This is a genomic window from Acinetobacter sp. WCHAc010052, from assembly GCF_002165295.2.
Taxonomy (GTDB): domain Bacteria; phylum Pseudomonadota; class Gammaproteobacteria; order Pseudomonadales; family Moraxellaceae; genus Acinetobacter; species Acinetobacter chinensis.
In genome coordinates this window covers 2,340,809-2,365,396 of record NZ_CP032143.1, presented here as the reverse complement: position 1 = coordinate 2,365,396, position 24,588 = coordinate 2,340,809, and the positions used below count along the sequence as shown (strand labels likewise).

Genomic DNA, 24,588 nt, shown 5'->3' with positions numbered 1-24,588 from the left:
TAATAACAGCCATAAGAGAAAGTTGCTGCACCACAAAAGCTCTAATAAAGGAAGGTCATTCCAGTTGAGGCTTAAGATACCATCCACGATGCTTAAATGAATAAATCCATATACAAAAAATGACAATCCCACTGGAAATCAGGACATAGATGGAAATACATCGTGCTCTCCCTTTATTTTGAATAAAAATCAGTTCAGCATCGGATATGTCAGCAGGTATTCACTCTCAGTCATTGTGTGAAAGGCAGACCTGATACACGGATGAAAACAGATATAAAAAAAAGCAATTTTCTGTAAAAAAATCATAAAGCTTGTAGTGCTGAATAATCTGGCATAAAAATTTTAACATAGTTTTAATAAAATAATAAAAATCAATAAATTAAAAAATAAAAAAGCCTGACATGAGTCAGGCTTCTGATAGGGTTCGGGTTTAACCGTGATGGAAAAGAGTATCGTTATACTCAGCCAGAACCGCCAGCTCGTCTTTGGTCAGATTTGGAATGATTTTATCTGCAGCGATATGTACTGCTTTTATAACAGCAGCAGCACCGATATCTGCGGCTTTGCGTTTAATCATGCCTAAATCCAGCGTTTTGTTAAAATCAGTCATGAAATGACGGACAGTTGCTTCTGCGAACTGTTTATAAAGCTCAGTCAGTGCAGCTTTATTAATGTCATTTCCTGCTTTGATTTCAGCAAATGTGGTTTTAAGGTTGGTCACCAGTCCTGCATCCAGTGTTTCGCCTACACGAAAGTTTCCTTCTGCATCTTTAAAAAGACTTCTTTCAGAAAATTCGATGGATTGTATAACCACATCGTTGGGTGCTTTGCTGAGTAACTGTTTCAGTAAAACAGCAACAGTGGATTTGATGTATCCCGCCAGTTTTTCTGCAGTGTCACGTTTGTCACTGGCAGGGAAACGACGTACAAGGGATGTCAGTATGGCATCCAGAATTTCATCATTAATGAGCAGTGCAGTCTGATCACGTAAAGGGTAAAGGGGTTCACTGGAATTTTTTTTCTGCTGACCTTGCTGAATATTGTCCAGCAGTGCTTCAGATGGAATAAATCCAAAAAATGGCATTGTCTATAACCTCAGTATTTTTTCATTTTATTGTCGCGCCAATCGGATTGGGCGAGGCATCCATGTTAAATCAGATACACGGCAAGGGTTGATATCCAGTCCACCACGGCGTGTATAAGTCGCATAAACCATCAGCTTTTCAGGCTGCAGTGTTTGCCAGATATCGGCAAAGATCTGCTCCACACATTGTTCATGGAAACCATTATGCTGACGATATGAAATAATATAGGCTAAAAGACTGCGATAACAAGGTTTTTTACCCTGGTAACGAATAAAAACAGTTCCCCAGTCAGGCTGACCGGTCACAGGACAGTTACTTCTGAGTAAGTGGGAATATAGTTGTATTTCAGTATCTTGTGCTGATTTTTCTGTTTCGTCCAGCTGTAAAAGTGACGCATCAGGATGATTGACCAGGCGGTCAGGTTCTTCGCTGTCTATACAGAATCCTTCAGGTTGAGCAGTTTCAACATCGTCCACACCAAATAAATAAAGTGTGACAGGTGCTTCAGCTGCAGCTGAAAGGTCTTTTTCCACAGTATCTATAAAAGCCTGTCTGGAATCGAACTGCGTAAAGTTCATGCTGTTAAAGTACAGCTTGAGCGACTTGGATTCGATCAGTTTAGGAGAGGATGCAGGCAGTTCGATACGTCCGATCGCCACCTGAGGAATACCTTTGGAGTTCAGCCATGAAATCTCAAAAACATGCCACCAGTCTTTTCCCTGATAGATGCCATCAACTTGGGCATATTTCTCACGGGCTTCTGCACGTGAGATCGGGAAAAGAACTTCAGGGCTGTAAGTGGTTGGGTATTCGGTTGCTTTACCTAATAAAGAGAGTTCGACAGACATTATTCACGCATTCCTGAACCGCGGGAGAGTAGATAGTAAGCAATACCATAAAGTACGCCACAGCATAAAGTTACGATGGTCAGAGACAGTGCAACATTGACATCGCTATGACCGAGGATTCCAAAACGGAAAGCATTGACCATATATACAATCGGGTTGATTAAAGAGAGATTTTGCCAAAATGGGCTTAAAGCACTGATCGAGTAAAACACACCACCTAAATAAGTCAGTGGAGTCAGTACAAATGTAGGGATAATGGAAATATCATCAAATGATTTTGCATAGACTGCATTGATGAAACCACCGAGGGAAAACAGTAAAGAGGTAATAATCACTGTATATATAGTTACGAATATATTATGAATCGCAAGATCTGTAAAAAACAGACTCATCACAGTAACAATCAGACCCACCAAAACACCACGGCAGACACCCCCAATCACATAGCCCCATAGGATCATATGTAAAGGAACAGGGCTCATGATCAGTTCTTCAATACTTTTCTGAAACTTGGCACTGAAGAAACTGGAAGATACGTTGGCATAACTGTTGGTAATGACCGCCATCATGATCAGACCAGGCACAATGAACTGCATGTAGCTGAAACCACCCATCTGACCGATACGTGATCCCACCAGATTGCCAAAAATCACAAAATACAGGCTCATGGTGATGGCAGGTGGAAGCAGAGTCTGCGGCCAGATGCGCATAAAACGGCGAATTTCTTTAATTACGAGCGTATAGAGCGCAACTCTCATCTGGGTGAAATTCATTGCGCTTTCTCCTCAAGATTTTTTTCAACCATTTTTACAAACAGTTCTTCAAGACGGTTGGATTTGTTACGCATGCTGCGGACACGGATCCCCTGGGCTTCTAAAAGCTGGAATAAATCATTTAAAGCATGTGCTTTATCCATAGTCACTTCTAAAGTCACAGGATCAATCAGATTGAATTTTAAACCGATGATTTCGATATTGAGCGGTTCAACTGGATTTTCCAGATCGAAAATAAAAGATTCTTCACTGAGCTGATTCAGAAAGGCTTTCATGGAGGTATCTTCTTTAATCACACCCCGGTCGATAATTGCAATCTGACGACACAGCATTTCAGCTTCTTCCAGGTAGTGCGTGGTCAGAATAATGGATGTCCCATTTTCATTCATTTCAGTCAGGAAGTCCCACATTGAACGACGCAGCTCAATATCCACTCCGGCAGTAGGTTCATCCAGAATAAGTAATTTAGGTTCATGCATCATCGCTCTGGCAATCATCAGACGGCGTTTCATACCACCAGACAGCATGCGTCCCTGGGTATTACGTTTCTCCCAAAGTCCCAGTTTTTCTAAGTAGTGCTCTGCACGTTGTTCAGCGATCTTTTTAGGAATGCCGTAATAACCTGCCTGAGTCACCAAGATATCAAAGGTTTTTTCAAACTGACCAAAGTTGAATTCCTGAGGAACGACACCCAGACACTGTTTTGCATCTGATGGATGCGTGTCCAGATTGTGCCCAAAAATTTCAACAGAACCGGAAGTTTTTTTAGTCAATGAACTGATGATACTGATTGTGGTGGATTTACCCGCGCCATTTGGACCGAGCAGGGCATAAAATTCGCCTTCAGGAACATTTAAATTAATGCCTTTAAGTGCCTGAAAACCATTTCTATAGGTTTTGGATAAATCCTTTAACGTCAATGCATCAGTCATGAATTTCTCTCATGGTGAATAGTGCAGATATTGTGAGCGATACTGAGAAATAAACCAAGTAAAGAAAGGGGAATTCTGTGTTGCTGGAATGAAACGTTGCTTAAACTGTGATCAATAAAATAAATGACTATATATAGTTGCTTTATCTTGCTGTTTTTTTTGGTATGATGTGCCTCGCGCGCTCATAGCTCAACTGGATAGAGTACAGGTCTCCGAAGCCTGTGGCGTGGGTTCGAGTCCCGCTGAGCGCACCATTTATCCCTCCGTTTGTTTTTTTCAGTATCTATATAAAAGAGACTGATTTTTTCTTTTATTACTTTTATCTCTTTTTGCAATCAATTTTGTTTCAGCTGTCAGATCATAGCTTTTTATCTGTGCCATTTGCTTGTTCAGACGGTAGATATTTGCTGGTAAAATATATTGTGCAAGACAGTGTCTGTCTGTTCAGTTGGCTCAGATCAACAGATGACTATGGATTATTGTTAAAACTGTAAACTCTGATTCTCTGTCTCTGAAATCATCTAGGTTGATGATATTAAATAAAAAAATTAAGGATACCACTGGGTCATAAAATAATGATTTGAAAGTCTGTTTTTATCAATACACAGAGATTTATTATACTGATTTATAGGTGAAGCAGACTCTGGTTTTTATTAACATCGTATATGATTTTAATCGTGCAATAATATAACTGATTGTGACTGTTGTTTCAGTAATATAATTAAAGTTGAAATGTATAAATAAGTAACAGTGTCTTGGCAGAATAAAACTGGTGAACTATAGTGAATTTATCAGCAGACTTTGATGAAGTACTGCTATATAGGTTGGACGGATTAATGACAGCTGTTTGAGTTTAAAGCCTCCAGGTTTAACAATAGAATCAGCACTAGCCATCCAACATAAAAGCCCGCAGAAATGTGGGCTTTTTTTATTTGTTTTTAAAGCTTAAATAAAAAATATGTGTCAATTCATACAGAATAATGCGGTCGGAAAACATGTGAACAGAACAATTACATTGCCAAGAAATCTAACATTTCAGTTGTGATCAGGGCACTGTAAGCATGCTATAACAAAGATCCACTTTTAGCTCTGGAAAGAAAAATGTCTAAATTAATACAGGTTAAGATCAGTGATCAATATAATAATATTCAGGATGTTCAGGCGTTGTTAAGAAAAATTCCTGAAAATTCAAATGCTGAGGAATGGTCACTCTTTCAAAAAATTGAACATATTATTGTGGATGGAGAAATTATTTTACCAAGTATTGAGCTTCTGTTTGAAAGCACTAAAACAGACAGTATTTATAAAGTTGTTGAGTAATTATTTTTATCTGACTCTATATATTAAGGGGGGAATGCCTGAAAGTATTTTCAATACAGGGTTAAACCCTGATCTAAAAAAGCCCACCGAAGTGAGCAAGGGCTGAACTGTTAAATTAACTGTACATTAACATCATACTTTTTTAATTCATGGATTAAAGCCACCAGTATGTCCTGTCCGGTCTGATCTTCTGCCGTAAAAAAGCATTCTTTTCCATTATGACCTTCATAGCATTCGATCTGCTGAATCAGCCATTGGTTATCATCATTTGTGCTTTGTATTGTGATCCTGCTCGGCTGTATGGAGTCACTGATCTGACGTGGCAGTACACTGGTGATACCGAGCTGTACAGGGGCAACTGAATCTGAAGGGCTTAAAAATGTAATCACCCAGTTGCCAATTTTATTTAACTGGGTTGGATTGTCAAAACTGTCAAATTCCAGAAAATGTGATACAGACATCCGTATCTCTCCCCATAAAAAGGGAAGTATAGAAATTTTTTGATTTACTGTTGCTTAGACCAAAGAGGTGTAAATACTGACAGTGTTGAGTATTTTAGCTGCAACTGTATTTATATTAATAAATTTCAATGAACTGTTATGTTTTATTGCGCGCCTTTTAGACTTTAAATCAATGTGTGTGCATAAAAAATGTATTAATCAGGCTGTGATCAATGGATTGCTTCTTTGTTCAATGAGGAGTTGATCTGCTGATAAATCTGGTTCAGTTCGGTTGAGCTGATTCTGCTTTCCTGGAGAGAAGTGATCCATTGCATCTGACACAGTTTCAGACCACGGCGGTCTGATGTCGCCTGAATCCGTAAAATCAGCTGTTGAGCCATTAATCCACAATAAGACCGTAGCGAGTCTGTCATCAGAAGTTTGATTTCTTCAAAACAGAGTGGTTCTGGATGAATCTGTAATGCAGGGGAGTGTTCTGCATTAAGGGTACTGTTGGGTGCAGAGGTATGAGGTGTTTCAGGGGGTTCAATCGGGGGCTGTATAGCGGTAGGAATCTCATTACTGTCCTGAACAGCAGGATCAGGAGAAAGCGGAATATTCTGTTTGAAATGTTCAATCAGTCCCATGTCTTTCAGCTGGTGAATCAGTTCTGGAGGTGCCAGGCGTTGTTTAAGATTGTCATTTAACAGTTTAAAGTCTTCAGTTCCAATTAACAGAAGTAATCTGCGCTGGCGGGCATTCAGTTCAATATTGCGGTTTTTGACAGCCGTCTGACCCAGTTCAGTTTTATGAAAATTAAACATGCCCTAATTTACTCCCCAGAATTGTAAATTAAGGCACACTATAAAGTGAGAAGATTACATGATTGTTAAAATATTAAATAAATCATGAATTTAAACTGTGATTAAGTTTGCATTTTCCAGTGCTTTACGCAGATATTGATCAAGATCACCCTGCTTCATCAGCCACTGTACATAATCCTGAGGCAAGTCCTGTACAGGAGTACCACGGTGTTTACCAAAATTGATCACACGAGGAATACGTGCATCTTCTGATGCGGCAAATAATTCTTCGATACTGTTTATTTTTAACTGGTGAACAACATGCATCAGAATATTGGCAGTCAGGATAATATCCATATCCGCCCGATGTGCTTTTTTAATCATATCCCGTGCTTTTGCACTGCCTTTGCTGATCATATAGATCAGTGCGGAAATGTTATGTGCTTCAGCATCAGGCCAGACCAGGCGTGCCAGCGCCAGTGTACAGATGGCTTTGATGGATGAGGTATCTACACCACATTTCTGAATAGCCAAAATGTCATAATCAATATTATGACCAATAATATAGGTCGTTTCTTCAGGTAGGCTGAAACTGGTGAAATGAGGCTGATCGGCTATATCAGATTCAAGGATATGGTGAACTGCCATTGCCGCGTATGAAATAGGTTCGTCCACACTGTACAGCTGGTCAAAAATCCTGCTTTTATCCAGGCTCAGTTTTCCATCTGCAATCTGAACAGGGGCATACGCAACTTCTATCGGCTGCCCGTTTAAAGTATGGGTTTCAGTATCCAGGATAATTGCCTGCATGTTCCAACCTTGATCTCATTAAAACTGTATCCAGTTTATCATTTTAGGCAATGCTGAAACAGCTGTTTTATCATATTTCAATATACTGATGACGCTGTTTTCTTAATTGATAAAAAGAAATGAAATAAAGAGCGGACTGATATTTATTTTATGACTGGATTTTCCCGATGAATAAGATGAATTACGTGTTGTCCTTCAGTTGAAAATGGCGTAAATATTTAAGTTATGGATTTTTGAATAATAAATAAGGAAATGACATCATGAAAAAAAGTCTGTTGACGGTTTTACTGAGCAGCTCAGTACTGTTACTGAGTGCATGTGGTGGTGGCGATGGAGATACAAGTTACGTCATTTCAAAACCAGGGGATGATATTCCGCTGAATAATATTACAAATCCTGTGGTCACAGTTGAAGACTATACAAAAGACAGCATGACCGATGCAGCTGCGATCAGCAAGTTAATGACCTACAAAATGCTCGGTGTGGACGGTAAGGAAGTGAATGCAACAGCCCTTGTTTTCACGCCAAAAACTGCTGCTCCTGTGGGAGGATGGCCGATTGTGGTCTGGGCACATGGTACAACGGGTGTTGCAGATAAGTGTGCTCCAAGTGCACAAGGGTTGCAGGGAACAGAAGCATTATTGAAATTACTGCTGGCACAGGGCTATGTTGTGGTGGCACCGGATTATGAAGGTTTGGGTTCTGCTGGAAATCACCCATTTCTGAATCTGAAAAGTGAAGCATTTTCAATTACAGATGCTGTAGTTGCAACCCGAAACTATCTGAAAGCTCAGAATCTGGCGGTCAGTGATAAATGGGTCAGTATTGGACACTCACAGGGCGGGCATGCTGTACTTGGAGCTGCACAGTATGCTGTACGCGCTCAGCTGGATTATAAAGGGACGGTTGCAATTGCACCGGCTTCGAATCTGGCTTTGATATTATCCGTCGGTGAAGCTCAGGCAGCTCAGAAACCGCTTCCTGAACAGATTGGGATGCTGGCTCAGCTGGATACTTATACTTCTTTGATTGTTGCAGGTATGCAGGGGTATAAAACGACTGTCAGTTATTCTCAGGTTTTTCAGCCTGATACTGCAAAAATTGCTCCTGTAGCAGAAGCAGAATGTGGTGGTACAGTAGGATTGGCTTTAGGTAAAGGAATGCAGGATTATGCGCAGGGTCCTATTGGTATGGGGTCTTTACAGGGGTATGGAAGAACTCAAAGTAAGTTTATGGAAATACCTGTGATACAGGAGTTTCTTGAAAAGGGATCACAACCGGGTCTTGTAAAACTGAATCAGAAGGTGATTATTTATCAGGGTGAGGCAGATACAACTGTGCCATCAGCAGCTACAGATATATTGAATGGGGCAATGCAAAATAAAGGAAGCAGTGTCACCTACATTTCAAATAAAACGTGGGATCACGGGACTGTATATACACAAAATTTCAGCAATTTTGTTCAGGATATTGGTGGTTTATTGAATCAGTAGCAGAAACTGAATATTTGTGTTCCGATTTTTTAAGGTACGTATTCAGTGAGTTTAAAAAGATGTTTTTTTGCTGAAACTGACTGAATAAAAGAATTGTGATCAAAAAGCTCATTCTGAATCTCAGGATGAGCTTTTTTTTGTGTAAAACTGAGCAAAGTTCATTCCTTATTTGTATGAACTTCATGTTACAATATGCGCCAATCTTAGCACGGCTTAAAAGCCCTAATTCATAGGACCTCGCTAATGTTCGCCAATATCTCTATTTCTGAATTTGATCCAGAAATTGCTAAAGCAATTACTCAGGAAGATGCTCGTCAAGAAGCTCATATTGAGTTAATCGCATCTGAAAACTATTGCTCACCAGCAGTAATGGAAGCTCAGGGATCAAAACTCACTAACAAATATGCGGAAGGTTATCCAGGCAAACGCTATTACGGCGGTTGTGAATATGTAGACGTGATCGAGCAATTGGCGATTGACCGTGCTAAAGAATTATTCGGCGCAGATTATGCCAACGTTCAGCCACACGCTGGTTCTCAGGCAAACTCAGCAGTTTATTTAGCGCTTCTGAACCCGGGCGATACAGTACTGGGTATGAGCCTTGCTCACGGTGGTCACCTGACTCACGGTGCAAAAGTAAGCTTCTCTGGTAAAACATATAACGCAGTTCAGTACGGTTTAAACCCAGAAACTGGCGAAATTGATTACGAAGAAGTTGAGCGTTTAGCTGTAGAACACAAACCACGTATGATCGTGGCTGGTTTTTCTGCTTATAGCCAAATCGTTGATTGGCAACGTTTCCGTGATATCGCGGACAAAGTTGGTGCATATTTATTCGTAGATATGGCGCACGTTGCAGGTCTGGTTGCTGCGGGTGTTTACCCAAGCCCGGTGAAAATTGCTGACGTAACGACAACAACGACTCATAAAACACTTCGTGGTCCGCGTTCAGGTCTGATCCTGGCGAAAGCAAACGAAGAGATTGAGAAAAAACTTCAGTCTGCTGTATTCCCAGGTAACCAGGGTGGCCCACTGGTTCATGCTGTTGCCGCTAAAGCAATCTGCTTTAAAGAAGCAATGGCTCCTGAATATAAAGAATATCAGAAACAGGTCGTTGTTAATGCTAAAGCGATGGCTGAAGTATTAATTGCACGTGGTTACGATGTTGTATCTGGCGGTACTGAAAACCACCTGTTCCTGTTGTCTTTAATCAAACAGGATGTAACAGGTAAAGAAGCTGATGCATGGTTAGGCGCTGCTCACATTACTGTGAACAAAAACTCTGTGCCTAACGACCCACGTTCTCCATTTGTGACTTCAGGTATCCGTATCGGTACACCTGCAGTGACTACACGTGGTTTTGGTGAAGCTGAAGTTCGTGACCTGGCTGGTTGGATTGCAGATATCCTGGATGCAAAAGGTGATGAAGCTGTGATCAATACTGTGAAAGCGAAAGTTGAAGCGGTATGTGCTAAATTCCCGGTTTACGCAAAATAAGACATTTTGCTGAAAACTGAAAAAGCCTCCTGATACAGGAGGCTTTTTTTATTTTTTAAAGCTGAATTCACTGGGCTGAACGGTCGGGAAAATTCCTGGATATGGATGTTTTCCTGGGGAATAATATTTTTTCCAGATTCTTTCAGATTCAGCGATGGACTGTTCAAAATGATGAAGTCCCTCATAAAAAGCACCCATACTGTTGTAAATCTCCTGCATATGGGTTTCTGTGCTGATATCTGAGCTGAACATATAGGGCTGTAAAATGCAGAACCCGCGATAATCATCTGATTCAAAAAATGGAATATTCAGGCATAAGTTCATACTGTTTGTTGAAAAGTCACGAATATTCAGCGTGATTGCCTGAGTACAGAGATGTGGCAGGTATACCTGAGTGACATAGCCTAAAGCATTGTATTCATGCTGATCTGAGTTACTGTGCAGTTGTCTGAGTGCATGATCCACGCCATCAGAATGACTGATAAATGTATTTCCCTGTGGGAAACTGGTGGGTGTCACAGTGGTACTGCGCTGTTCAGCTGTATTGAACAGTTGCTGAAACAGATGACCTGTGAGCCTGCCTGCCTGAAAGAGTACATTGTAAAATGGACTGGCAGTTGTGGAGGGAAGATGCGGTACCAAGTAAATGGGCGTACTTTCTGAACGGATTTTATCAACCATATTGGCTGTATAAATTTTACTGCTGGTCTGAACCAGAGGACTGAACAGGAAATCACAGACATGCTGGGCAACAAAAACCAGATGTTGATTGATCTGAGCAACCCGTAAATGACCAATATAATCCCGTGCTGTTTTATCAATAATATTATTTTTTTGCTCAGGTGGAAGCCAGCGTAAAGTTGCAGCAGACTGTTGTGCAGTAATGCGCCCTAAATAGCCACTGACAAATAAAATGAAATTATGGTTTTCAGGATTTTTTAAGAAGGCTTCAGGCATCAGTCTGTACTGCTGACGGATTTCTCTGAGCAGTTCATCCAGACGATCCAGGCTGTCTGTTGAATAATCAAGATTGCATAGGTTGATCAGAGGTTGAAAAGTATTTTCCTTGTCCAGAGGATAGTTTTTTAAATACATTTTCTGTAAAAAATGCATTTCTTTATTATAGGCTTCAGTTTCTGCAACATGTCTGAGTAGATGACTTAAAATACGTGCTTCAATTTTCTGGCTGACTGAGGGTGTCAGCTCTTCACTGACTGAAAGATGCTGGTACAGCAACTGCAGAGGAAAGAAAGCCTGCTGATCGTCCATGACAGCATAACTGTGCAGCAGATTGTCCAAAGGGGTAGAGCATACCTGGTCAGAATCGCTGAAAATTTCAGCCTGACTGAACCAGATTTCAGGTTTTCCTGTTTTCTGACAGAAAAAAGCACCTATATAGCTTGCAATTAAAATTAAAGCATTTACCTTGGTCGGGTCTGAAGTAAAGTCTTCATTCAGTGGACCAACCTGCTTCCTGTAGGCGGTGATCATCTGATCCAGACGTTGCAGACATTCAAAACTGCCGTCAAAATGGACAGTGAGCAGAGCAGAATGTATATAAAACTCCCGACTGTGATTCGGATTATGGAATTTACGACGTATATTTTGCATAAATTCTGTTGAGCTGATACCGTCTGTATTTATTAATGCCATCCCTGTCATTTTTATTCTCGAACAAATTTATGTATTTAAAACATACAATAAATAAATTTTTCTTTGAAGTGGGCAATACAGATATTTATTTGTAAATACAGGATTCTGTGTTAAGAATTTAAAGCATACCGATTTAATTTTTTGTTAGTGCCAGAAAATGGTTTTCTGGTACTCAGGAGTGATGTTATGGACAAACCAAATATTGTTATTTCAGAACAGGATCTGCATCGTTTGGAAACAATGCTGGAACATCAGTCCACACTGACTCCAACGATGCAGCATCTTGAAGATGAGCTGGCACGGGCAGAAGTGGTCAAGCCTGAAGATGTTCCTGGAAATGTGGTCAGCATGAATGCCCGTGTTCTGATTACGATTGCACCAGCTGAAGAACCAACTGAAATAGTACTGGTTTATCCACACGATTTTAAAGGTGAGAAAGGTCAGGTCAATGTGATTGCACCTGTGGGCGCTGCGATTCTAGGACTGGCTGAAGGGCAGGAAATTGAGTGGCCTCAGCCAGATGGACACCTGATGAAAGTCAGAATTGAGAAAGTGCTGTATCAGCCTGAACGTGAAGGTAATTATATTTAAGGCATAGCGGTCAGTGATAAACTGGCAGAATACGCAAAAGGCTCTGATTTTATCAATCAGAGCCTTTTTAGTTTCAGCTGATGAATGGATCAGAAGCCCGATGTAGTCCCTTTGGCAGGGAAATTAAACTCATGCTGTACATCCAGCTGAAAACTCTGAACCGGCTGGAGTACTGTCTGCCAGCTGTTGATCCCAGGTTGACCATTCCAGCTGGTTTGTGAGGGTGGCAGACTGTAAGTGGATTGTGTATTGAGTTTCCCATTCTGACTCTGTGGTGATGATTCAAACAGCACCAGGTTTACAGGATAGCGATGCAGGTTTTTAACAGTGTACTGCTGTTTCTGAACCGTGGTGGACTGAGTTTTCCCAGCAGGGCTTTTCTTGTTGCTCAGATCCGTTACCTGAATCTGGATCTGATCATCGACGCCAAAACTCATCTGCAGTGAACTGTCCGCATGGTTGTTCCAGTTCCGTTGCCCGATATAATCACCGTCACGGTATAAACGCACCATACCCGACGGCCAGTTGTTACCCTGCGCAGGAACTTCAACATTGACTGTTGCCTGAGTACTTTGCTTTGGAATAGCCCAGACTGAGAGTTTTGCAGGATACTGTTCTGTACTCAGCGGCAGGTAAATCAGCTGCTGACTGCTTGGAACAGAGGCTTTGGTTGACGATCTGAATTCTGTACTGAAATTTTGTTCACTGGCTTCAAACTGTGGGAAACCAGGTTCTGGATTGTCCCGTCCCGCAGCCTGCATTTTTGCTGATGCACGACCATAAGCCATTTCTGCCATAGCGACAGGTGCAGGCATCGGTCTGATGGGTTCAGGTTCGTAGTAATTGACCCACCACGGCGCTGGACTGATCTGTTCTACATAGTTCTGTGGGGTGGACGTGGAAAGAGTCAGTTTGACATTATTCCAGTCTTCTCCCGTTTTCTGGGCAATCATTGCCATTCGGCTCAGTTTCAGCTGCTGTGTTTTAGAGTCCAGTTCAGCTTTATAAACAGGTTGCCAGCGTGCATAGGGAATCATATAACTGAGATGAATTTCACCGTTTTGTGGTGCATTGACATGAAATTTCAGAGTTCGCTGATTAAAACCATGATCACCAATCGCATTCAGATCCTGTTCAAGTTCATTCAGTCGCTGGGTCAGTTTTTCTTTTTTAACTTTAGCTTCATCTATCGCTATAAATGCCTGATATGCCTGCTTCTGCACTTTTCTGGCAGAACCCTTGGTAATGTTGGTGAGGAATTTATTCTGAAGTTCAGCGGACTGAATAATTGCATTCTGTGCTGAAATCTGATCACGAACCTGTTCAATTTCTGTCTTTAACTGGCTGGACTCATTGCCGGCTGGTTTGTCCAGTGCGCTGTCGGTATGTGAGACAGCATTTACATCTATACCTGAGGTCTGATACTGCAACTGATTGATATCAAAATTAGCTGCGAGCCCCTGCAGACTGACCAGCTGCTCACCAGATTTCACTTTAATGCTGCGTTCAATTTTTGCAGCGCCAGGATACAGTGTGACCTGCTGTATCGGAGCATCCGCTGTTGTCAGTGCAGACACCTGAAAACTTAAGCTGAACAGCCCGAGCAGGGGCGGGAGAAAATAAGTGTTTTTCATTCTTATAGGTATCTTTGGAAAAAAATTATTATGTCTGAATTTGCTGAAAAATACAGTCTGTTTTATGACTTTAAATGGTCTAGGGTGACCGGTTCAGTAACAAATCACTGAATAAAATATGCAACAGAATGCTGTAGTATGGGACATGATTTATTCAGATAACAGTTTGATTACCTGGTGTTTTAATTCCGATGACTCAGTTCTTTCAGTTACAGCCGTTGAATCAGATCAGTGTAAGCAGGGATGATACACTTTCGATCAAACGTAATGACCTCTCGCCCCTGGTCAACAATCAGCAGCAGCTGAACCGTTATGCTGATCATTTGATTCAGGCACAGTCCGTGTTGCTGAACGGTGTTGACCCTGCGCTTACCCAGCAGCTCAGTTCCACGATTGAATCATTGATCAGTGCTTTGGCTGATTCAAAAAAATATCTGAAAACCAGAAAGTTTCATGCTGTTCAGAAATGGCTGGGTATAGACCTTGAATATACTTCAGGGCAGATACAGTATTATAAAAACCTTGATGTTCTGCTGGATCGGGCAAACCATCTGAGTCAGAAACTTCAGATTGAGATTCAGAAGTCACAGTCCCGTTTGCAGCAACTGACGGGTTTAAGAGAGCAGATGGCAAAATATATTATGGCCGCTGAGGAGTTCCTTGAAGAATATCCGTCATTTACAAAACAGCATCCACTGGATAATTTTTCAGAAAGACTGTCTCAGAAAATCTACAGTTTAAGAACCTTACAGGCGAACAATGATATTGCAATTGCTCAGATGCAGCTGTCTCAGCAGCTGTCCTTTAGCTTGCTTGACCGTTTTAAGGAAGCTCAGCAAGTCCTGATTCCTGCGTGGAAATATCATGTAAAGCACAATACTGCTTCCAGCTCGACAACTGATCTGGAAAAGCTTAATAATAGTCGTGAAAATTTAATTAAGACGCTTAAAAAATCATTAGAGAAATCTTAAGCCAAAAATTCAGTTATACATACAGGGTGAGCCATGACCGCTTCAGAACAACAGAATTTACCTGTGGAATTTTCCTCAGAAGTTATTGAAAAAAAGTTTCAGCAGATGAATCTGAAAGAACTGGGTCTGCAGGAGCAGGATTTTACAGAAGTACTGAATGCCCGCAAGGAACTGGCTGAAATCAATCATTCTTCTGTGGCTGAGTATGGCAAAAATATTGCGACTAAAACATCGACTTATACTGATGAACTGCTTGATCTTGTAAAAAATAAAGATCTGGATGTCACTGGACAGAAGCTGAATGAAGTGGTTCAGGTGGCACAGCAGTTAAATACCAGCAATCTTTTGAACAAATCTAAAAATACAGGTTTTATTGGTGGTTTACTGAGTAAGTTTAAGGGGGCAAAGCAGAGTTTTGATCAGCATTTCAATACCACCAAAGAGCAGATTGATGCACTGGTGAAAGAAATTGAATCCTCTCAGAATGGGCTGAAAGCTCGTGTAGGCACACTCGATAAAATGTTTGCCGGTGTGCAGGATGAATACCGACAGCTGGGCATATATGTTGCGGCTGGGCGACTGAAGCAGGAAGAAATTCAGCAGGAAATTGTGACACTGACCACTCAGGAACAGGATCAGCAGACCAGTCAGAAAATCTATGATCTGAATCATCTGGCTAATAACCTGGAAAAACGGGTCAGTGATCTGCTTGTTCTGCAACAGTCAGCCATGCAGACACTACCAATGATCCGCATTATTCAGTCCAATAATTTAATGCTGGTCGACAAATTTTATGCCATTAAAAATATAACTTTGCCTGCATGGAAAAACCAGATCAGTCTGGCGATATCACTGCATGAACAGAAAAACAGTGTTCAGCTGGCAAACACTATTGATAATGCCACCAATGAACTGCTGAAGCGTAATGCCGATCTGCTGCACCAGAACTCAGTGGATACTGCCCGTGCCAATCAGCGCTCAGTGATTGATATTGAAACACTTGAACATGTACAGAATACCCTCATACAGACTGTAAATGATGTGATTCAGATTCAGAAAGAGGGAATGCAGAAGCGTGAGGAAGCGTCCACACGAATTAAAGCACTGCAGAATAATTTACAGCAGATGGTACTGGATACAGCGACCAAGTCCTGATCATGCAGTATGAACATTGAGGAGTGAAATTTGTCAGAACGACAGGTCAAAGGTCATGACAGTGAAATCGATCAGTTGCAGCAGATAGAAACTGGCGTTGCAGTGTTACAGCGACGTCAGAACAGGCTGATGGTGATGGCAGTTGCGACCAGTACACTCGCACTGATCAGTTTTGTCTCCATTTTTTTTCAGCAGGATATGGTGCTGGGGCTGTTTGGTGTTTCCGAGCAGGTTCGGCAGTTACATATACCGTTCAGTATCAACGCACAGTTTGAAGCATTTATGCATCAGCCCAATTATTTTCTGAACCTGCTTTCATGGTTTGGCTGGCTGATCCTGAAACTGATCGTGGCATTTACGGGTGCTTTTATCAGTGTTTCACTGTTAAAAAAAATCAGGTTTTTCAGAATACGTTTTCAGTCTTTTGTACTGAAATTTGTCGGTTGGCTGGTGGCATTCATTGTTTTATGGTCAGGTCTGACTTATGTACAGTATGACCTCAAAGAAGATGAAGCATCTGAGTATCAGGCTTTGGTCAGTTATGATCAGAGTATTCAGCAAAGTCAGATTTATCAGTATTTACAGCGCACAGAAGATCCTGAACCGGTTAAAGACTATGTGCTTGCACAGACTGCGTTACTGCATAAACCACAGGACAGAGATGTGGCTGTTGCCTACACAGCAAAGCTGATTCAGGCAGAACGTAAAGATCCACATTTTCTGGAATATGGTCTGAAGCCTGAACAGTTATGGTCCATGCAGTATCAGCTTTATGGTCAGGCAGTCACACCACTTGCTCAGTCTGTAGAACCACTGGTTGCGAAAGCATCCCACTGGTCCAGGGTTCTCAATTATGTACTTTATGCTCTGATTGCGGTTTCAGTATTGATCAGCGGTATTTTTTACTTCCTGTCCAAAGGGCTAAAAAAAAGGTTAGTGCGGATATCACAGAAACTTCAGTATTAATCTGTATTGAAAAGTGCCTTCTTCTGCACTATAGGTGGCTCAGGAGAAGGCTACTGTTGATTTATTTAAGGTATTAACTCGCCTGTAACAGCAACCGTTTCAGCTCAAGTGTGGAAAAACTTTCATCCTGTATTTCACCATCCACAATATAATAGGGTGTCGGGTGTTGCCCAAAACTTTGCACATATCGTGTAATTTCAGCCTGCTTATCTGCAATCTCTTTATGCTGAATGGAGCGCAGGACTTTGGTACCATCCAGTCCCATGGCTTCAATAATCTCTTTGAGAACAGCTGTATCTGAAATGTCTTTACCATGTGTAAACAGGGCATGAAAGATCGCCTGAGTCAGCGCGTACTGATCAAAAACATTGTCCAGCGCTAAAATAGCCTGATGTGCCAGACGACTGTTCGGCATACGTTTCATGTGTTCAATATCAATGGTCAGGTCTTCGCTGTAGGCAGCGAATTTAGCCATTTCAAGTTTACGGTTGGCTTCTTTTGAACCATAACGTTCAGTCAGATATTCGTAGACATTTATACCTTCCAGGGGAATTTCGGGGAGAACCTGTACAGGCAGCAGTTCAATTTTAGTGGCAGTTGCTTGATTCCAGTGCTGTTTGAGCTTTTCAAAAGCGACGTAACTCATGGGATATGCAATATCAAATACGAATTCAATTTTCATTATTGTGCCTCTGTTTTAATCATTCGTTCTGTTGTGCAGAATGAAATATGGATCTGGACAGTTATCTGTTGTTCAGGTTCAGCATAAACCTGATCAGGCAGTGTGTTAGGGCATTTTTGTGCAGTGCCAGTGGGGGAATTGAAGTGTTTTTTTGCAGATAATGAAATTTTAAGATTCGAAGAGACAGCATTGTACTGTTTACAAGAAATTTTATATTTTATAATTGAATTTCAGTGGCTTACTGGTTTTTACATCTATTTTACAGTGAATAACTGATATAACCTGTTTTTACTTCCAGTGTCTCTGACTTCAGATTCTTTCCGTATTTAAAATACTGAAGAAATACAGGAACAATCATTGATTATTTTGGAATAATCCTCATATATAGAGCAGAATGAAGAAATTAACTGATTGAAATTTATTTTAAAACAGTGTTTTTTGTCGTGGTTTTCAGCAGGGTGATGATTAAACTGAAAATCCGATTGTTTTTATGAAAACAAACTGTTTTATCTATTTTTTAAATCGACGTAATATATATTCAACGAAAGAATTTACTCCCTTGGAGACTGTTAGCATGTTAGATACAAATACTTCTGCTCAATTAAAAACATTACTTGAACGTCTTGAAAGCCCAATTGAAATTGTTGCTTCTTTAAATGGTTCTGAAAAATCAGACAAAATTAAAGAACTGGTGACTGAGGTTGCTGCACTTTCTGATCAGGTAACTGCACGTTTTGATGGTGAAAACGACCGTAAACCGAGCTTTGGTATTGCAAAAAAAGGTGAACAGCCACGTGTATTCTTTGCTGGTTTACCAATGGGACATGAGTTTACCTCACTGATTCTGGCTTTGTTACAGGTTTCTGGTTATGCACCAAAAGTTTCAGACGAAGTTCTGGCACAGATCAAAGGTCTGAACCTGACTGCAAACTTTGATGTATTTGTTTCATTAAGCTGCCATAACTGTCCAGACGTGGTTCAGGCATTGAACCTGATTGCAATCAACAACCCGGGTACGACTGCAACCATGATTGATGGTGCATTCTTCCAGGATGAAGTTGAAGAACGCAAAATCATGGCTGTGCCTATGGTGTTCCAGAACGGTGAACACATTGGACAGGGTCGTATGACACTGGAAGAGATTGTGGCGAAACTGGATACAGGTGCAGCTGCTAAAGATGCTGAAAAACTCAATGCCAAAGAAGCATTTGATGTTTTAGTGATCGGTGGTGGGCCTGCTGGTGCAACTTCTGCCGTTTATGCGGCACGTAAAGGTATCCGTACAGGGATCGTGGCTGAACGCTTCGGTGGTCAGGTTATGGATACGATGGACATTGAAAACTTTATTTCAGTGCAGAAAACTCAGGGACCAAAATTTGCTGCCGATATGGAAGCGCATGTACGTGAGTACGGTGTGGACATTATGAACCTGCAGCGTGTGAAAAACATTGTAGGTGCTGATCAGACAGCGAACGGTCTGGTTGAAGTTGAACTGGAAAACGGTGCAAAACTTGAATCTAAAACGATCATTCTGTCTACCGGTGCGCGCTGGAGAGAAATGAATGTTCCTGGTGAGAAAGAGTATAAAACCCGTGGTGTTGCATACTGTCCGCACTGTGATGGTCCATTGTTCAAAGGCAAACGTGTTGCTGTAATTGGCGGTGGTAACTCAGGTGTTGAAGCTGCTATTGATCTGGCGGGTATTGTGGAACATGTGACGCTGGTTGAGTTCGATACCAGACTGCGTGCTGACCAGGTGCTTCAGGATAAACTGAACAGCTTGCCAAATACCACAGTGATCATGAATGCACTGTCTACAGAAGTGGTTGGTGATGGTTCTCAGGTAACTGCACTGAAATATAAAGACCGTGCAACGGATACGGAACATACAGTTGAACTGGCAGGGATTTTTGTACAGATTGGTCTGTTGCCAAATACGGACTTCCTGAAAGAAACAGCTGTAGAACTGTCAAACCGTAATGAAATTGTGGTGAATGACCGTAACGAAACCAATGTGAAAGGTGTATTTGCAGCAGGTGACTGTACGACTGTTCCATACAAACAGATCATTATTGCATCAGGTGAAGGTGCGAAAGCAGCACTGTCTGCATTTGATTACATGATCCGTTCAGGTCAGTAAGATCATCTGAAACGAATGGAGTAAAGGAAAAGTCAGGGTTCATATCGTGGCTTTTCCGATACCTCCGGCAGTTAACAGGAATTGAGTTCTAACAGCTCAGTTCCTTTTTTTATGGGATGAGTTTTTGTTGTAAATCACTGATAAGCGCTGTGGTTTTCTGTTCAGCCTGTTGAATGGATTTTTCTAAAAGCTCCCCGCCATATTCCTGATATTCAATTGCAATTTCATGGAACTGTTGAATGCCGATAAAGTTAAAAGCTGTTTTGATACTCGGTTCCACATGATTCTGAAAAGGAGCATCAGGAGCATCAAAGTCATGCCCACCTCGGGCAGATAAGATCACCAGCGGTTTTTGCACGTCCAGCAGTCCTGCATAAGGTTGCTGCTGATCTGCATCAAAAGCATAGGTTTTATCTTTTCTGACAATATTGTCAATATATGCTTTTAAATGTGCTGGTGGTCCAAAATTATACATAGGTACACCGATTACAATCAGATCTGCCCATTTTAATTCAGCAATCAGCTCATCACTCAGTTTTAAACGCTGTTGGGCTTTTTCTTCAGATTCAGCATAACCAAATTCTGAAACAATCCATTCTTCATCAATCAGAGGCGGAGGATTTTTCCCTACATCACGGTGTTTGACCTGGATGGATGAATCATTTTCAGCCCATGTATTTATAAACAGTTCAGTTAAACGTCTGCTGAGCGAGCCATGAGGGTCGGTTCCTGAAATTCCTGTTCTCACACTGGCATCAATTCTTAAAATATTGGTCATTTTGATGACTCATGCATTGAAGATAAGTCTGATTTTCAAACAACATCAACAGAACAACAAACGATAAAATTACATGCTATAACTGAATGAAATTCATTCATGAAGATGCTTCGGATGACCTTTCATTATTCATTAGAGCAATTATTAGCTTTTCAGTATGTTGCTGAGCACCTAAGTTTTAAGAAAGCCGCAGATCAGTTATTTTTAACGCCGACTGCTTTGAGCCATCGGATAAAAAAGCTGGAGCAGCAGTTGAATCTACAACTGTTTGAAAGACGGACGCGCTCAATCAGCCTGACACCTGAAGGGGAATATCTGCTTAAGCATGTACAGGCAGGTTTTGACCAGATCCATACGGCATTGATGCAGCTGGAACAGAACAGGCAGCGACTGTTTACCATTACAGCGACGCCTACATTTGCCAGTGAATGGATTATTCCGCATTTACCCGAATTGCAGCAACGGTTTCCTGACATCATGTTTCGGGTACACAGCAGCTATGATGTTGTGAATATGGCATCGGGCATGTATGACTTAGCCATCCGTTATGGTTCGGGTGATTATCAGGATGTCAGTATAGAGTTTCTGGCAGGAGATGAATATGTCGTGGTGGGCTGTTCTGAAATGGACTTGAGTGAACTGGACTGGCAGACTGTACCACTCATTCATTTTACCTGGGGAGATGAATATTGCCCAAACCGCGTGAACTGGCAAAAGTGGTTTGAAAAACAGGGGATGCATATTCAGGCAGGACAGCCACAGGTATTTTATACGCAGGAAAGCCATGCCATTCAGGCTGTACTGTCAGGGCAGGGTGTTGCTTTGCTAAGCCGTATTTCTGTGGCACATTATTTAAAAAATCAGAAGATGAAAATAGTGTCCACGCATAGAGAGCAGGCAATGAACTATTATCTGTTAACTTTGCCGGATGCTGATTTTATTGTGAATGAAGTGAAAAACTGGACCAGGTCTGTATTTGAAAAATCATATGATTCAACTGTTTAAGGGTTTAAATAAGTGGACATTACACACAGAAAGTGAACACAAAAAGATCAGGCTTCGTCAGTCATGCCAATGTGGTGCAGAAATGATCGTTTAGAATTGCTTAAAAGAGCGATAATGGACGATGAGTCGTGGTAAAAAAGCATATAAAAATTACTCCAAGAACGATGGCTTTTGATTTTTCAGAATCAAGAATTCACTGGATTGCTGAAGATCCTTTTTCATCTCATACCTACAACGCGATCAATATCCTGCTGCCAGCCGGTGAATTCTGGTTTTGCCGTGTCTTCAATAAAGCTCTGCCTCTGATAACGGATGATCTGTTAAAAGAAGATGTAAAGGCATTTATTAAACAGGAAGCCATGCATGCACGGGCACATATTCAAGGGCAGCATTTTATGCGGGAGCAGAATTATGATCTTGAGTCTGGTTTAAAAGTTGCCAATGCAATTTTTGGACAGTTGCTTGCAGATAAACCCTTCGGGATTCCGGTTGATCGGTTCAGGTTTTTAGAAAATTACTGGTTAACCCTACGCGTTGGAATCATTGCGACTATTGAGCATTTCACAGGTGTTATCGGACAGTGGACGCTGGATAACAGTCATAACTGGGAAAAGTTTGATGCTGATACCGAAATGAGTGATTTATTCCGCTGGCATCTGGCTGAAGAAGTTGAACACCGCAATGTTGCTTTTGATCTGTTCCATCACCTGTTACAGAATAAACATGGTTTTTATCTGACCCGTCAGGCACTTATGGCAGTGATTTATCCGATTTTCATGTATCTGATGGTGGATATTGGACGTGGTTTAGCCCGACAGGACAGCCTGGAAGAGATGCAGAAACTGGCCAAAGCCAATGTATTTAAAATGTGGTGGGAACTGGAGAAAGTCGGTCGTAAAACAGGAAATCTGCCTACTTTCAGCTTTCTGACTAAGTCCGTCCTGCGCTGGGCTTCACCGAAGTTTCATCCTGATCATGAAGGAAATACAGAACAGGCACTGACGGTTTTAAATAACCTGCCTCAGTATGTACAGGCTCCTCCTGTCAGATTCTCCTGATGCACTGAAATCATTGGAACAGAAAAAGCCAGAGTATTTTCTCCCCAGATTACACTCTGGCTTTTTCTCCCTTATTATTTTTTCCTTTTCTGGAATTAAGTCGCTGAACCTTAATTCCATTTTTATTTATTGTTATTATGCGCTGATTAACGTAAAACAGGGAAACTGATGTTTCGCAGTGGATTAACCAAATAAATTCAGATAATAAAATCTGTTCAGGAGTTCTTCCCTGGTTTCCTTATGTGCCGGATCTGGCAGAATACATTCAATCGGGCAGACATCCACGCAGGTCTGTCGTTCGTAAAAACCGACACATTCCGTACAGCGTTCAGCATCAATTTCATAGACTTTTTCGCCTTCAAAAATTGCTTGATTGGGGCACTCTGCAACACACATATCACAGTTAATGCATTGATCTGTTATCAGTAAAGCCATAAATACCTCGAAGTTTTAAACCGCCTGATAAGCCAGTGAAGTGGCCTGAATATCGGCAGTGGACTCTGGTAAATTACGAATGAGCAGGGCGTAAGTCATATCCACATCTGCAGGTACTGGAATATCAACGATATAACCTGAACCTTTTGCATCAGTGATGGAGTGACCTTTTTTATCCAGTATTTCAGACAGAATAAATGTGATATTTCCTGAGGTTGTCATCAGTTCCAGTGAGTCACCAACAACAAAACGGTTTTTCACTTCGACTTTGATATAGTCGCCATTTCGCTCTAAAACTTCACCAACAAACTGTTGATGGTCAAAGCGTGAAGAACCTGTTTCATAATTCTGATATTCACTGTGTACGTGACGACGTAAAAAACCTTCGGTATAGCCACGGTTTGCCAGACCTTCGAGCTGGGTCATCAGTGCAGGATCAAAACCTTTACCCGCATGTGCATCATCGATTGCTTTACGGTAAATCTGCGCGGTACGGGCACAGTAAAAATAGGACTTGGTACGACCTTCAATTTTTAAGGAGTGAACTCCCATTCGGGTTAAACGGTCTACATGCTGTACGGCACGTAAGTCTTTGGAGTTCATGAAGTAAGTACCATGTTCGTCTTCTTCAGCAGCGAACATTTCTTCTTCATTGCGTTGTAATAAAACCGGTTCGCCAAATTGATGTTGATTTTGGGCGTGTTGCTCGTCGGCATCTTTATTGTTGCAGCAGCCTGATGCTGTCTCCAGCTGTCGGACTGGAATGACATCCCCAGATGCATCTTCTGCTGCTTCGTGAACTTTATAATCCCAGCGACATGCATTGGTGCATGCGCCTTGATTTGCATCACGTTTATTCATATAGCCTGAAAGTAAGCAACGACCGGAATAAGCCATGCAAAGTGCGCCATGTACGAAAACTTCAATTTCCATATCAGGCACATTCTGCTTAATTTCTTCGATCTCTTCGAGGGATAATTCACGTGATAAAATCACACGCGTTAGCCCCATATTTTTCCAGAACCTGACCGTTGCCCAATTGACTGCATTGGCTTGAACAGACAGGTGAATCGACACTTCAGGGAAATGTTCACGCACCATCATGATCAGACCGGGATCAGACATAATCAAAGCATCGGGCTGCATTGCAACCACAGGTTCAAGATCACGGATAAAGTTTTTAAGTTTAGAGTTATGCGGTTGAATATTGACGACCACATAAAACTTTTTGCCTAAAGCATGTGCTTCGGCAATGCCGATTTGCAGATTGTCATGATCAAATGCATTGTTGCGAACCCGCAAGCTGTAACGCGGCTGACCTGCATAGACAGCGTCCGCACCATAAGCAAATGCATAGCGCATATTCTTCAGCGAACCGGCAGGCGAGAGAAGTTCAGTAACGTGGGAAATGGTCATGTTGTAAAAGGCATAAAAACTTTATGGGTATTATTTTAGTGATAAAAAAAATAGATTCAACCTAGTAAAAAGCTCGGAATTACAAATGAATGATCACTGAATA

Annotated in this window: 23 protein-coding genes and 1 tRNA gene; 11 read left to right on the top strand and 13 right to left on the bottom strand. The window is 41.4% G+C overall.

What is annotated here, in order from left to right:
* Window positions 1–430: 430 nt before the first annotated feature.
* Genes CDG61_RS11710 through CDG61_RS11695 form a run of 4 tightly spaced genes read right to left on the bottom strand, consistent with a single transcriptional unit; the run spans window position 431 to window position 3,638 of the window.
* Window positions 431–1,084, bottom strand: a complete 654-nt coding sequence (locus tag CDG61_RS11710) for a hypothetical protein (protein ID WP_087549293.1) — start codon at window positions 1,082–1,084, stop codon at window positions 431–433.
* A gap of 27 nt (window positions 1,085–1,111) precedes the next feature.
* A complete protein-coding gene (gene queF / locus CDG61_RS11705; protein ID WP_087549292.1) occupies window positions 1,112–1,933 on the bottom strand; it encodes an NADPH-dependent 7-cyano-7-deazaguanine reductase QueF in 822 nt (273 codons plus the stop codon).
* Window positions 1,933–2,706 (bottom strand): ABC transporter permease, encoded by a 774-nt coding sequence (locus CDG61_RS11700; RefSeq protein WP_087549291.1) that lies wholly within the window; start codon window positions 2,704–2,706, stop codon window positions 1,933–1,935. Before CDG61_RS11700 ends, queF begins: the two co-directional genes overlap by 1 nt.
* A complete protein-coding gene (locus tag CDG61_RS11695) occupies window positions 2,703–3,638 on the bottom strand; it encodes an ABC transporter ATP-binding protein (protein ID WP_087511784.1) in 936 nt (311 codons plus the stop codon). Before CDG61_RS11695 ends, CDG61_RS11700 begins: the two co-directional genes overlap by 4 nt.
* Before the next feature lie 178 nt (window positions 3,639–3,816).
* Here CDG61_RS11695 and CDG61_RS11690 point away from each other — a divergent pair.
* Both CDG61_RS11690 and CDG61_RS11685 read left to right on the top strand, forming a co-directional pair.
* A tRNA-Arg gene (locus CDG61_RS11690) sits at window positions 3,817–3,892 on the top strand.
* An 847-nt stretch (window positions 3,893–4,739) separates the two neighbouring features.
* Entirely contained in the window at window positions 4,740–4,958 is a 219-nt protein-coding gene (locus CDG61_RS11685; protein WP_087512419.1) for a hypothetical protein, read from the top strand.
* 110 nt (window positions 4,959–5,068) lie between these two features.
* Here the strand turns inward: CDG61_RS11685 and CDG61_RS11680 are convergent, their stop codons facing one another.
* The 3 genes from CDG61_RS11680 to CDG61_RS11670 form a co-directional block, all read right to left on the bottom strand.
* The gene (locus CDG61_RS11680; RefSeq protein ID WP_087549290.1) at window positions 5,069–5,419 is read right to left on the bottom strand and encodes a hypothetical protein; all 351 of its coding nucleotides are present in this window, start codon (window positions 5,417–5,419) and stop codon (window positions 5,069–5,071) included.
* Between the two features lie 209 nt (window positions 5,420–5,628).
* A complete protein-coding gene (locus CDG61_RS11675; protein ID WP_087549289.1) occupies window positions 5,629–6,222 on the bottom strand; it encodes a hypothetical protein in 594 nt (197 codons plus the stop codon).
* Window positions 6,223–6,312: 90 nt separating this feature from the next.
* Window positions 6,313–7,011: a putative quorum-sensing-regulated virulence factor gene (locus CDG61_RS11670; RefSeq protein WP_087549288.1), complete on the bottom strand. Its 699-nt coding sequence runs from the start codon at window positions 7,009–7,011 to the stop codon at window positions 6,313–6,315.
* Between the two features lie 260 nt (window positions 7,012–7,271).
* Here CDG61_RS11670 and CDG61_RS11665 point away from each other — a divergent pair, with 260 nt between their 5' ends.
* Both CDG61_RS11665 and glyA read left to right on the top strand, forming a co-directional pair.
* Window positions 7,272–8,504: an alpha/beta hydrolase family protein gene (locus tag CDG61_RS11665; protein WP_087549287.1), complete on the top strand. Its 1,233-nt coding sequence runs from the start codon at window positions 7,272–7,274 to the stop codon at window positions 8,502–8,504.
* A 243-nt stretch (window positions 8,505–8,747) separates the two neighbouring features.
* On the top strand, window positions 8,748–10,001 hold the full coding sequence (glyA, locus tag CDG61_RS11660; protein ID WP_087512424.1) for a serine hydroxymethyltransferase: 1,254 nt from the start codon (window positions 8,748–8,750) through the stop codon (window positions 9,999–10,001).
* 48 nt (window positions 10,002–10,049) lie between these two features.
* On the opposite strand, the gene CDG61_RS11655 is transcribed toward glyA, so the two are convergent.
* Window positions 10,050–11,612 carry a hypothetical protein gene (locus tag CDG61_RS11655; protein ID WP_147387789.1) on the bottom strand — a complete coding sequence of 521 codons (1,563 nt, stop codon included), beginning with the start codon at window positions 11,610–11,612 and terminating at the stop codon, window positions 10,050–10,052.
* A 228-nt stretch (window positions 11,613–11,840) separates the two neighbouring features.
* On the opposite strand from CDG61_RS11655, the gene rnk reads away from it, so the two are divergent.
* Window positions 11,841–12,245, top strand: coding sequence for a nucleoside diphosphate kinase regulator (gene rnk / locus CDG61_RS11650; protein WP_087512426.1), 405 nt, complete (start codon window positions 11,841–11,843; stop codon window positions 12,243–12,245).
* 89 nt (window positions 12,246–12,334) lie between these two features.
* Here rnk and CDG61_RS11645 read toward each other — a convergent pair whose 3' ends face one another.
* Window positions 12,335–13,879 (bottom strand): DUF4139 domain-containing protein, encoded by a 1,545-nt coding sequence (locus CDG61_RS11645; RefSeq protein ID WP_087549285.1) that lies wholly within the window; start codon window positions 13,877–13,879, stop codon window positions 12,335–12,337.
* A 191-nt stretch (window positions 13,880–14,070) separates the two neighbouring features.
* On the opposite strand from CDG61_RS11645, the gene CDG61_RS11640 reads away from it, so the two are divergent.
* The 3 genes from CDG61_RS11640 to CDG61_RS11630 all read left to right on the top strand — a co-directional run bounded on the left by CDG61_RS11640 (window position 14,071) and on the right by CDG61_RS11630 (window position 16,971).
* A complete protein-coding gene (locus tag CDG61_RS11640; RefSeq protein ID WP_087512428.1) occupies window positions 14,071–14,850 on the top strand; it encodes a tellurium resistance protein in 780 nt (259 codons plus the stop codon).
* Between the two features lie 33 nt (window positions 14,851–14,883).
* Window positions 14,884–16,005 (top strand): toxic anion resistance protein, encoded by a 1,122-nt coding sequence (locus tag CDG61_RS11635; protein WP_087512429.1) that lies wholly within the window; start codon window positions 14,884–14,886, stop codon window positions 16,003–16,005.
* A gap of 129 nt (window positions 16,006–16,134) precedes the next feature.
* Window positions 16,135–16,971 carry a hypothetical protein gene (locus CDG61_RS11630; protein ID WP_228199639.1) on the top strand — a complete coding sequence of 279 codons (837 nt, stop codon included), beginning with the start codon at window positions 16,135–16,137 and terminating at the stop codon, window positions 16,969–16,971.
* Window positions 16,972–17,044: 73 nt separating this feature from the next.
* On the opposite strand, the gene CDG61_RS11625 is transcribed toward CDG61_RS11630, so the two are convergent.
* On the bottom strand, window positions 17,045–17,653 hold the full coding sequence (locus CDG61_RS11625) for a DsbA family protein (RefSeq protein ID WP_087549284.1): 609 nt from the start codon (window positions 17,651–17,653) through the stop codon (window positions 17,045–17,047).
* Between the two features lie 574 nt (window positions 17,654–18,227).
* Between CDG61_RS11625 and ahpF the strand changes: the two genes are divergently transcribed.
* Window positions 18,228–19,793, top strand: a complete 1,566-nt coding sequence (ahpF, locus tag CDG61_RS11620; RefSeq protein ID WP_087549283.1) for an alkyl hydroperoxide reductase subunit F — start codon at window positions 18,228–18,230, stop codon at window positions 19,791–19,793.
* A 109-nt stretch (window positions 19,794–19,902) separates the two neighbouring features.
* On the opposite strand, the gene CDG61_RS11615 is transcribed toward ahpF, so the two are convergent.
* The gene (locus CDG61_RS11615; RefSeq protein ID WP_087549282.1) at window positions 19,903–20,571 is read right to left on the bottom strand and encodes an FMN-dependent NADH-azoreductase; all 669 of its coding nucleotides are present in this window, start codon (window positions 20,569–20,571) and stop codon (window positions 19,903–19,905) included.
* A 114-nt stretch (window positions 20,572–20,685) separates the two neighbouring features.
* On the opposite strand from CDG61_RS11615, the gene CDG61_RS11610 reads away from it, so the two are divergent.
* Window positions 20,686–21,576 carry a LysR substrate-binding domain-containing protein gene (locus CDG61_RS11610; protein ID WP_087549281.1) on the top strand — a complete coding sequence of 297 codons (891 nt, stop codon included), beginning with the start codon at window positions 20,686–20,688 and terminating at the stop codon, window positions 21,574–21,576.
* A 164-nt stretch (window positions 21,577–21,740) separates the two neighbouring features.
* Complete coding sequence (locus tag CDG61_RS11605; protein ID WP_087549280.1) at window positions 21,741–22,634, top strand: metal-dependent hydrolase; 894 nt, start codon at window positions 21,741–21,743, stop codon at window positions 22,632–22,634.
* Window positions 22,635–22,817: 183 nt separating this feature from the next.
* Here CDG61_RS11605 and CDG61_RS11600 read toward each other — a convergent pair whose 3' ends face one another.
* Together CDG61_RS11600 and yegQ are read right to left on the bottom strand one after the other, a co-directional pair.
* On the bottom strand, window positions 22,818–23,069 hold the full coding sequence (locus CDG61_RS11600; RefSeq protein WP_087512436.1) for a YfhL family 4Fe-4S dicluster ferredoxin: 252 nt from the start codon (window positions 23,067–23,069) through the stop codon (window positions 22,818–22,820).
* 15 nt (window positions 23,070–23,084) lie between these two features.
* Window positions 23,085–24,485, bottom strand: a complete 1,401-nt coding sequence (gene yegQ / locus CDG61_RS11595) for a tRNA 5-hydroxyuridine modification protein YegQ (RefSeq protein ID WP_087549279.1) — start codon at window positions 24,483–24,485, stop codon at window positions 23,085–23,087.
* Window positions 24,486–24,588: the final 103 nt, after the last annotated feature.